We start from the raw sequence: 11,025 nt of genomic DNA on the forward strand, positions 1-11,025 counted from the left end.
AACTGTTACGCCTTATCCCCAAGAGTATCAACAACGAAGCGGACTCGCGGCTAGCGGGCACTGTAGACGGAAGGGTGTGCTTTGGGTTGCAGGACCGCAGACTTCTTGATCAACAGACGCCGCCAAGAAGCGGGGGCGCCGCCCTTCATTGGCCTTATCCCGCTAGACGAAGCCGCGCGAGTGCGAGCCATTGAGCGCACGCGACAGTTTTTGGACGGCCGGCCGGACAGGCTGAAAGTGTTGTTCCGCCAGTTTCCAAGCCTCGCAGCATGGCTCGTCACTCACTCTCTTAGCGAAGGATATGGAGACACCGGCCATGCGGTGTACCCGCATATTGCCGATACTCTTAGCGTTCCGCTTGATAACCAGCAGCATCGCAAGGTGCTGTTCAGCTCATTCTGTGGCGTCTGCGACCGGTTCGGGTTGCCTACTCGAGGGTTCGATCGCGATGTCGACGTCTACCTTCTTCATGCCGGAGTAAGCCAAGCGCAGCTTCCCCATTTGATCGACGCGTTTCTGAGACAGGAAGCAGCATTTGGTCCGCCGCCTGTCGAAACGACCGTGCTACTCAACCGCTGGGAGGACGATGCCCTGTATTTCCTTCCACCCGCGGTAATCGTGCCTCGCCGTGCGATCCTCTGGGACGAGACTGCCTGGCATGCCGCCCTGTTTGCACGGATACGCCAAGATCCAGAGGCCTTCGTCCCTGCGATCGAGTTCGAGAGGTGTTTCAAGGAAGTCTTTGACCAGAGGCTGAAGGAATCGCGGCCGACATCAAGTCGAGGAGGAAGCGAGGCACTTGCACCGCGGCCCCGGCTCCATTGGCAGTCTGGGGGGCTTGTCTTACGACTGCCTCGAAGCGACGGACGTATTCGCCTGTGGCTCGATGGGGAGCAACGACCGCTGCGTTTGCGTGGTGGCGAAGACTGGACACTTCCGCAGCCCTGGCCGCGCGAGATACGTTGGGAAATTTCTGGCCAGAGCGGCCGGCTCGAACTCCTCGCGCACGGAGGATGTGCCGCGTTCGACAGGATCACCGGCCACTACCTGCGCGAGATCCCGCGAGGGGCGGCAGAGATCGAACTGGACTCAACGGACATAGCGATCCTGGCACGTGCGCAGTTCTCCGTAGCAGGCGAACCCGCTCTTGAACCGGAAACCGATAGTTATGTCGGCTTTGCGATGCTTGGGCCCCGCCCTGTGGTGCTCAACCTCGACGGCGTTCAAACAGGCCTCAGGGCCCGTCCACGAAGACGCCTTTCCCTGGCGGGCGCCGAAATCGCGAGCGGACCACGGGGCGTGCTTCACGGGCGGTCTGCACGCCTTCGGATCGAAACTGGATTGGGACGCTCCGAAACCCGTGCGGTACGGGTCGCGCTCGGCATGCAGTCGCGGCTTATCGAGGTACTGATCTCAGATGACGGTTTTGGCGATGTCGGGATGGAAGAGGTCCTAGTGGACTTCGCAGAGGCTGAGGCAGCAGACCCGGTGCGCCTTCGGATGGAACTGATGGCACCTAGCGCTGATGGTGCCACTGTTCATGGCTCCGGGATCGGGCTTTCCGCCTGGGTATGGCCCGGATTTTGGAACTCTGACGGGATCGTGTTCCATAGCGACCGCTCGGTCCGTAACCTCGTACAGGACGAATGCCTACATGTCGGCCGTGACGACCAAGGGCGTCTTTGCCTTGATCCCGGCGGCGGATACAGCGTTGCACGGGCCGTATTCGAGATAGAAGGCGTTCATGTTCCATTCGATCTGCCTTGGCCCGATGTTTCCGTAACCAGGCGCCGTGCAGAAGGCAGCCTTGCCCCACTCCCGATTGGCACGCGGCTCTCGGTTGGTGAAGATGATCGCTTCGATACGATCAGCATCCGGTGCCCTGATCAGAAGGCGCAACTGGTCATCCGCGGAAGGCGGGAAGAGCGGCCGTTCTATGGAGGGCTGACCCGTAGTCTAGCTGTTCGTGATCTTCTGACACCTGCGTCCGATGAACGGGTGCTACTGCGGCGTGGAAACGGTTCGGAAGTCCTGTTGTTCGAACTGGTCGCAGCACTTGCTCCCCGGGGGATCAACCTTCTTCCCGCTCGTAGCGCGATCCGGCTGCAGCTAAAATTCGGAGAGCCGGTGGACGCAGTAGCCGTCGAGGTTGAGGATGAAACCGGAGCGGTAGTTCTCGCCGAAGCCGCGCTGCGGCATCGGCCGGTGGCCACCCGACGGCCAGAATGGTTCCATGCCGAGGTGAGCGACAACGACGCGCACGGCCTCGACCTGACGCTTGACACCGATTGGCTCGATGACGGCCCCCGCTTGGCCCGGCTCCTGATCCGCCCCGAAGGACGCGATGGCTGGCGACCGCTGCGCAATTCGCGAGGCGACTGTTTCGCAATCGCTATTGCCAACCCGGCGGCGGACGACTTCGTGCAGGACGGAGAGCTTCAGCGTCGGTTCGAGGCCCTCAGTCGCTGGCTGTCGGATTGCTATGCAGCAGAGTGCTGGCCAACGCTGGAGCGCACATTGGTGCCGCGCTGGCAGGAACTCGGCCATCGGCTGCGAGAACTTCACGGCGGCGACGGAGCGGTGATGCGAGCGGCCTGCTTGCCGCCTCCCGACCACGCGGCCCCCGGCTGGGTACCAATCCTTCACCCCTTGCAGTTCGCTCCGGATCTATACGCTGCAGCGCCGCAGGTATTTGCCTCACTGGCGGCGTCCATAGATCCCGGCGTCGCCGAAATGGCAGCGCTCGCCACACTCGACACGGCGCGCCTCCGCGAGCTGTCTCATCTTCATCCCACGGTCTACCTCGCGTTCCGGAATCTGCAGACGGCGCGCGACAAGGGAGCGCGGTTGGAGGGGTTCGACCCAGCACGCTTATTCAGAAACCTACCGCTGGTCGACAGCGATCCATCAGCGGGATGGTTCTGGCGTGGTACGCCATTGCTCGGGCCCGACCATTGGCGTGCAGCACATTTGCGCCTTGTCGAGCGGCTCGACGCCGCCGGTCTATTCGTCGAGGACACGGCCGAAGAAGGGCCGAACAGCCGGCGGCAGGCATCCTTACAGCGCTTGATGCACGCAGCCTGGATTTTGGCACCAGAAAAGCTTCGCCCACCTGCTCCGCATCGCAGCCAGGAGTCGGAGGAGCCGGCTCAGGTCGATTTATGGGGCTCGGCGCTCCTTTCCGGCTTTGCTCGGGCAAGCCGCCTGAATGAGGTGTCCGAGTACGTTGATAGCCTTTCCACGCGGGCGGACATGTCGCCAAGGCAAGCTCTGACGAGCATCGCCTTTATGCTGCGCCTCGCGCCAGAGCTTTTCGCCTTCCATCTATTGCTCTGGCAAATCGCCAAGGAACGCCCATGACCGAACTCGACCCAATCCGTTTCAGGGACGACCTCGGCGCGACGCTGGCGCGCTACATCTCAACAGCCGCCGCTGTCTCTTCTGCGCGGGCGCCGCGACTTTCACGAGCCGTCGCTGACGCATGCGCGCGCTCGGCATTGGTGCGCGGCCCGTTCGTCGAAAGTTTGCCAGACTTCGAGAAGGGCGGAAGCATCGAGGAACTCGTTGCTAACGGTGCATTGCACGGTGCTTGGTCAGCGCTTTCCGAAAGCGAAGAGGGGCGATCACTGTGGCGCAGGCGGCTTCACCTGCACCAGTCTGCAGCCATCGGGCGCGACGAAAACTATCTCGTCGCCACAGGCACCGGCTCCGGCAAAACGGAATCCTTTCTATTCCCCCTGATCGATGATCTTTTGCGTCAAGGGGAACTGGAGCGGCCAGGCGTTCGGACGATCCTTGTCTATCCGCTCAACGCCCTCGCAAACGACCAGATGCACCGTATCGCCCGGCTCTTGTTTCGGGATCTCGGTGATCCCGGCATCACACTCGGGCGCTTCACCGGGCAGGTGCGCTCAGATGCGACAAGATCGGACGAGGAAGTTCGACTGACCGCCACGCCCACTTTTCAGGCCGATTTCCCCGACGCGCGCCATGCTCCCCGGAACTGGCTTCTAGCCAGGGGCGAAATGTTGGCGAACCCACCGCACATTCTCGTCACAAACTACGCCATGCTCGAGCACATCCTGCTCTTGCCGCGTAACCGCGCATTGCTGGCCGGGGCGGACGTCCGTTGGCTCGTGCTCGACGAAGTCCATACCTATACCGGCGCCCAAGCAATCGAAGTCGCTTTCCTCCTGCGAAAGCTGAAAGCGCGTCTCGGCATACCCCAAGGGCAGATTCGGTGTGTGGGGACGTCCGCGAGCCTTGACCCAGCGAGGCGAGAAGAACTCGCGCGATTCGCGGAGGACCTGTTCGGGGAGCCCTTCCCGAGCGGTGACGGTTCGGTAATCACCGCCGAAAGACGCCTCCATCCAGCATTGGTCGACGGTGCCGAACCAGAAGCTCTGTCCGCGTCCGCCTGGGTCGAAGCAGGACGGGTACTCTCGGAGTTGCGAGAGCAAGGATGCCTCGCGGCTGACAATGCCGACTATCTGACCGAGGACTGGAACGAGGCGATGCGGGAGGCCGACCTCGATGCGCTGGTCCTGAACCCAATACATCCATTCGGCGAAGGGCTCATTGCACGGCTCGCCGGCATTGCAGAGGTTCGTGCGGTGGCCAGTGCGCTCAAGGAGCGAGCTCTACCCTTCGCCGATCTGGCAGCGCGAGTATTTCCATCGGAATCTGGAGAGACGGCGCAGACAGCTCTGACGGCTCTGATCTCGCTTGGTGTTCTGGCTCGCCCTTCCGTACCAGGCGCGTTTCCACTTCTTCCAGCACGTTTTCATCTCGCCGCCTCGGGTGTCGAGGGTGTGGCCCTGAGGCTGTCTGCGAGCGACGCCGAGAATTGGTCGGACTTCCGGCTTTCTCGCAATGGCATGCATATAGCTGAGGCCCCGGCCTATCCCCTTCTCGTTTGCCGCAACTGCGGCGAACCCTATGTCGAGGGATGGGATGATGGAACTATGCTCCATCCGCGCCCCGAAATCAGTCCTGGATCAAGGCGCCGGGTTCTAAGGTTGATCAGAGCGGGAGAGGCCGCGACAGAAGTTGACTCTGACGAGCAAGACGAGGGATCCGAGGACGAACCCCCTTTCGAGTTCTTCGCCGACACTGGCGAGTTGGCCGACGGCCCCGAGGAAGGCGTCCTCTCCCTTGCCGAAGCGCCGATGCGAGACGATGCCGAGGAGCGTCGCAGCTATGTCCGAAAATGCCTCTCCTGCGGAGCCACCGGCGGACGCTTCGCCGAGCCAGTTACCCCGATCCATCCTGGCGACGATGCGCTCGCGTCGGTAACGGCCCAAGCGCTGCTCGAGGCTCTGCCGCCGCCGCAGTCGCGGTCATCCGAAGCACCGATGCAGGGTCGGAATCTTCTCGTCTTTGCCGACAACCGGCAGGATGCGGCGTTTTTCGCCCCATTCTTCGAGCGTACCGCTCGGGATCAGGCGCTTCGCGCAGCTATGGTCCAAGCGCTGCGCAGAGAGTCCAACGAAGCGCTGGACCTCATGGGGTTGCGGGATGGTGTTTGGACGTCGCTACGGCGATCCGGCTTCAAGCTCTATGACCGCCGCAATCCGGAACCGTTGAGCAGCAGCGCCGCGAAAGACCGCCTGATGGCCCTGATCGCGGCCGAGCTCTGCGGTGGCCCTCTCCGGCTATCGCTTGAATCGCTCGGCCTGATCACTGTCCATTACGAGGGCAGCGCGAGGATCGCGCAGCGACTGGCAGAACGGGTCCAGCCCGAGTATCGAGGTATGGTGTCGGCTCTTGTCCGTTTTCTCCTCGATCTCATCCGGCAAACGAGAGCAATCAACACGTTAGAGAATATCGACCTCACGGACGAGTCGGTTTGGGGAGAAGGGCTGGCAAGCGCCGACATATCGTGGTCACTGACACGAACACACCAAAGTCGCCGACTGCGAACGCTGCTCTCAGAGCCGGGACGTCCCAATCGACCGCTTTGGGTGCTCGTCGATCAGCTCGGAATTCCGGAAGATCAAGCAAGAGACCTTCTCTCTGCTTTCTGGGAGGAGGCGACGCGCCCTAGGCACCGCCTCTTGCTAGCCGGGGGGCATGGTCATGTCTTGAACTTGGCCGCCATGAGATTCGCAGCGACCGCGGAAGGAGAACTGCGCCGCTGCGAAAGCTGCGGCGCGTCCAGCCAGATCGATCTTGGCGGCGCCTGCACGGCGTGGCGCTGCACTGGGCGCACAGTTCCCATATCTGCCGAGGAGCGGGCAGAGATGCGTCGGCGCAACCACTACCTTGTTCGCTATGAAGGACAGCCACTCAGCGGGATCGCGCGGGAGCACACTGCGGCAATTTCGACCACGGAGCGCTCCGAGATCGAAGAGCGATTCCGGCAGGGCGAAGTAAATCTGCTCAGTTGCACAACGACGATGGAAATGGGCGTCGATCTGGGTGAGCTGGAAGCGGTTTTCTGCCGAAATGTTCCACCCGGCATCGCGAATTATCAACAGCGCGCGGGCCGCGCTGGTCGCCGCGCGCAGGCCGCTCCCGTTGCGTTGATGATGGCGAGGTCCGGCAGGTACGATCAGGCACAGTTCAACGATCTGCGCGGCTACCTCGAGGCATTGCCGCCAGCTCCCTACCTGACGTTGGACAACCCCAGTTTTTTCCGGCGGCATCAAGTCTCATGCCTTCTTGCAGGCTGGCTGGATCGTCGCCTTGCAGGCCATGAGCGTACGGGCGCCCCGCGTCTGCGCGATGTGCTAGGCGAACGCTTGGACGTGTCGGCGGAGGCCGCTCTGTTGGCCGACCTTGCGACATGGTTCGCCGCGGACGCAGGAGTCGCCGCACGCGCAGTCGCCGAAGGAATGGCATCCACACTCCCGGCAAGGCTCGATCATGTGGGCCTCGCCGCGGGGGAACTGACTGAACACGCGCGCGCAGAGATCACGCGCTGGATCAGGGCTACGTCCGCTCGCTGGCGTGAGTTGAATGAAGCCTACGAAACGGCACGGGCCGCGCTCGATGATCCGGATGCAAATGAGCAGGCGCGCAGCCGCGCTGCCGGTCGAATGAACGGCCGCTTGGGCGACATGCGTCGATATCTTGATCGTTTCCTCGTCGAGGCTCTGTCGCGTGCAGCTGTGATCCCAACCTACAGCTTCCCCGTGCATTCAATTCATCTCGAAATAGTAACTGAGCGCGGCGCCCGCACTGCCTCTGATGACCGAGCGCTGCAGCTCGATCGAGACGCAGCAATGGCGATCGCTGAATATGCGCCGGGCGCCGAAATCGTGGCCGGCGGCCGAATATGGACGTCCGCTGGCATTGCACGGAGAGCGACAGTTGGCACCGGCGACGCCTGGATGGAACGTGGATTCCATCGCGTTTGTCCAACGTGCCAGCACGCAGAAACACATCACGACCGGGATGACTTTGGGGAGAACTGCCCTCAATGCGGCGCCCGGGCCAGTGGCCCGCGCCGTGCCTTCGTTGAACCAGTCGGGTTCCTGACATCATATACCGACCGTCAGGGCAGAGATCCCGGCGCAACACGTTTGCGGGTTCGACCCGTCGACGAGGCTCGCCTCCTTACGCGAGCCCGCCCTGAGGACTTCCAGGTTTCGGACCTCGCACGCGTCACTCATTTCTTCGCGCCGGCTATTGCTCCGGAGGGAAGTCAGCCTGGACGCATGCTCGTCCTGAACCGCGGACCGCTGGGTGCGGGCTATCTTTGGTGCCCGGCCTGCGAGCATGCGCGGCCGGCACCCCAGGAGGCTCTTGGAGGGGCCGAGATCCGGGCAGTGCATGAGAACCCCCGTACCGGCGACCGGTGTCGGGTCGAGTCCCTTCGTTGGCCAGTGGACCTGGCGCACGTTTTCGAGACGGATCTACGCGGCATCCGCATCGATCAACCGGTCCCCAACTTTTCCGATCGCCCGACCGACACCGAACGGCGGGCAGCTCGTGATGGCTTTCTGAGAACGTTGGCAGAGGCATTGAGGCTCGCAGCAGCCGACATCCTTGAAACCGATCCGAGAGACCTGCGTGCGACCGTCGAGCTGCTCGGTGCCGCCCCGCTGGTGATCCTCTCGGACTCGGTCCCAGGCGGTGCAGGCTATTGCCGCCGACTGCTCGACGATTCTCGCTTCTCGGCACGCGTGCTACTCGGTCGAGCAATCGCGGTCCTGGATTGCCCCCGAGGCTCAGCGTGCGAGACGAGCTGTTCGCGGTGCCTGAATGATTATTCCAACCAGGTTCATTGGGATCAGTTTGATCGACATCCGGTGCTGAATTGGCTGCGCGGCCTGCTTGCGGAGTCGACACGGCGTCCCTCTCATGCTCCCGAGACGGCAGTCCCCGTAGCGCAGACCGCGGCGGCTACGCTGCGGGTGCGTCTGGAAGGAGCCGGGCTTGTAGCCGTCTCTTCGCCAACCCTATGGGGCGCCGAAGATCGATCCGAAGCGATCACAAGCGCCCGGGCACTGAGAAACTGGCTCGATGAAGCAGCGAACCGTCATGCGCTCTTCCTCCTTCCTCCGGGAGCAGTCGAAGCGGGCACACCAACAGGCCTTGATCGCGAGATTGCCTATGCTTTGGCACAGTACGAGCGATCCGGTCAGATTCGCTTCGGCACGCTGGATAGGTCCGCCTTGTTGCATTCGCCTCGCCTGTCCGTTCTGAAGGGGCGCGGTTCTGAGGCTTCCGTGGATGCCTTCTACGCAGAGCAGGAAGCGGCGGCTGCTCTTGCCGGCCCCCTCATGGGGGTGAGCCATCTGTATTCATGTTCAGCAGGCGACAGCTGGCTCGCCTCTGTTCAAGACAGCGTCCGAACGCTGCCGGGGCCGTTGGCCGGTCTCACCGAGCGCTTGCGCGTCTTCCGCTTCCGGCCGGGAACTGCCCGTGCACTCACGCCGCTTTTCCAAGGTGTGGCGGGACGCCGTGTTGCGCTCGAAATCGAGGATCCCTGGTGCGGCGTCCGCCCGCACAACCGTCGTCGCCTCGCAAGCTTCGTCGCTGCGGTCGGCGCAGCGGGCGTCGGCATAGAGCGGCTCGCGGTCGTGTGGAATCCCGATCATGGAGAGCCGGACACGCCGCAAGCCCAGTCGAGCGCGGTGCGCGCTGAGCTGCGATCTTCCGGAGTCTCGGTTACGCCCGAACTCCATCACCGCTCCGGACGCGACCGTCATTTCCATGATCGCGTCGTAACCATCCAGACCGTCGACGACGGGGCCAGAGTCAACTTGAGATGGGACGTGACCGCGGGGATCGACAATCTCATGTCTCACTCGAAAGAGTGCAGTGTTTTCATCGAGGAACGCTGAGCTCAGCAGCTCATCCGGAAGCACGAAGGACTTCGGCCCCTCTTGCTTCCACAGTGCTTCCACGGGCGGCGGAAACGCAAACGCCGCCCCGGAGGGCGGCGTATAAGCGTTTGGAAACGCGTAATATTTTGGTTGCGGGGGTAGGATTTGAACCTACGACCTTCAGGTTATGAGCCTGACGAGCTACCGGGCTGCTCCACCCCGCGTCAACCGAACCGCAGGAAAGTCCCTGCGACACGTAAGCATGAATCGAAAAAGCCGCCCGAGGGCGGGTCTTTCGCTGCAGCGATCGAAAAGAGAAGACTTTGTGCGTTTTGCAGACCTGGCAGCGACTTACTCTCCCGCGTCTTAAGACGAAGTACCATCAGCGCTGGAGCGTTTCACGGCCGAGTTCGGAATGGGATCGGGTGCAGCCGCTCCGCCATAACCACCAGGTCGGCGAAACGCACAAATCGAGAAGCTGGTTTTGTCAGTCCATCGCGCTTTTGCGATGGGCACAAGCAATGAGAACGATCAAGCCAATCGAGCTATTAGTACCGGTAAGCTTCACACATTGCTGCGCTTCCACACCCGGCCTATCAACGTGGTCGTCTTCCACGGCTCTCAGGGAATACTCGTTTTGAGGTCGGTTTCCCGCTTAGATGCCTTCAGCGGTTATCCGTTCCGTATATAGCTACCCTGCTATGCGGCTGGCGCCACAACAGGTCCACCAGAGATACGTCCATCCCGGTCCTCTCGTACTAGGGACAGATCCTCTCAATATTCCTACACCCACGGCAGATAGGGACCGAACTGTCTCACGACGTTCTGAACCCAACTCACGTACCGCTTTAAATGGCGAACAGCCATACCCTTGGGACCTGCTCCAGCCCCAGGATGCGATGAGTCGACATCGAGGTGCCAAACAACCCCGTCGATATGGACTCTTGGGGGTCATCAGCCTGTTATCCCCGGCGTACCTTTTATCCGTTGAGCGATGGCCCTTCCACACGGGACCACCGGATCACTATGACCGACTTTCGTCTCTGCTCGACTTGTCAGTCTCGCAGTCAGGCAGGCTTATGCCATTGCACTCAGCGAACGATTTCCGACCGTTCTGAGCCCACCATCGCGCGCCTCCGTTACTCTTTAGGAGGCGACCGCCCCAGTCAAACTACCCACCATACACTGTCCCGGACCCGGATAACGGGTCGCGGTTAGACATCCATGACGATAAGGGTGGTATTTCAAGGGTGACTCCACGCAGGCTGGCGCCCGCGCTTCAAAGTCTACCACCTATCCTACACATGCCGACACGAATGCCAGTGTAAAGTTATAGTAAAGGTGCACGGGGTCTTTCCGTCTAACCGCAGGAACCCCGCATCTTCACGGGGAATTCAATTTCACTGAGTCTCTGCTGGAGACAGCGGGGAAGTCGTTACGCCATTCGTGCAGGTCGGAACTTACCCGACAAGGAATTTCGCTACCTTAGGACCGTTATAGTTACGGCCGCCGTTTACCGGGGCTTCGATTCAAAGCTTGCACCTCTCCTCTTAACCTTCCGGCACCGGGCAGGCGTCAGACCCTATACGTCGTCTTGCGACTTCGCAGAGCCCTGTGTTTTTGATAAACAGTCGCTACCCCCTGGTCTGTGCCACCCCCATGAGGTTGCCCTCAAAGGGGTCACGCTTATCCCGAAGTTACGCGTGTATTTTGCCGAGTTCCTTCAGCAGAGTTCTCTCAAGCGCCTTGG

At 61.7% G+C, this 11,025-nt stretch carries 2 protein-coding genes, 1 tRNA gene and 2 rRNA genes (1 of these 5 running past the window's edge); 2 read left to right on the forward strand and 3 right to left on the reverse strand.

Translation table 11 applies throughout. The features are described 5' to 3' along the window. Window positions 1-105: 105 nt before the first annotated feature. Window positions 106-3,360: a hypothetical protein gene (locus tag ACT2B0_RS16765; protein WP_473459395.1), complete on the forward strand. Its 3,255-nt coding sequence runs from the start codon at window positions 106-108 to the stop codon at window positions 3,358-3,360. After that, on the forward strand, window positions 3,357-9,293 hold the full coding sequence (locus ACT2B0_RS16770; protein ID WP_473459397.1) for a DEAD/DEAH box helicase: 5,937 nt from the start codon (window positions 3,357-3,359) through the stop codon (window positions 9,291-9,293). Before ACT2B0_RS16765 ends, ACT2B0_RS16770 begins: the two co-directional genes overlap by 4 nt. A gap of 129 nt (window positions 9,294-9,422) precedes the next feature. On the opposite strand, the gene ACT2B0_RS16775 is transcribed toward ACT2B0_RS16770, so the two are convergent. From ACT2B0_RS16775 to ACT2B0_RS16785, 3 genes are all read right to left on the reverse strand, one after another. Next, a tRNA-Met gene (locus ACT2B0_RS16775) sits at window positions 9,423-9,499 on the reverse strand. Window positions 9,500-9,613: 114 nt separating this feature from the next. After that, window positions 9,614-9,728, reverse strand: a 5S ribosomal RNA gene (gene rrf / locus ACT2B0_RS16780). Window positions 9,729-9,802: 74 nt separating this feature from the next. After that, window positions 9,803-11,025, reverse strand: a 23S ribosomal RNA gene (locus ACT2B0_RS16785); it runs 1,572 nt beyond the window's last position.

Source organism: Nitratireductor sp. J20-h4, from assembly GCF_056780505.1.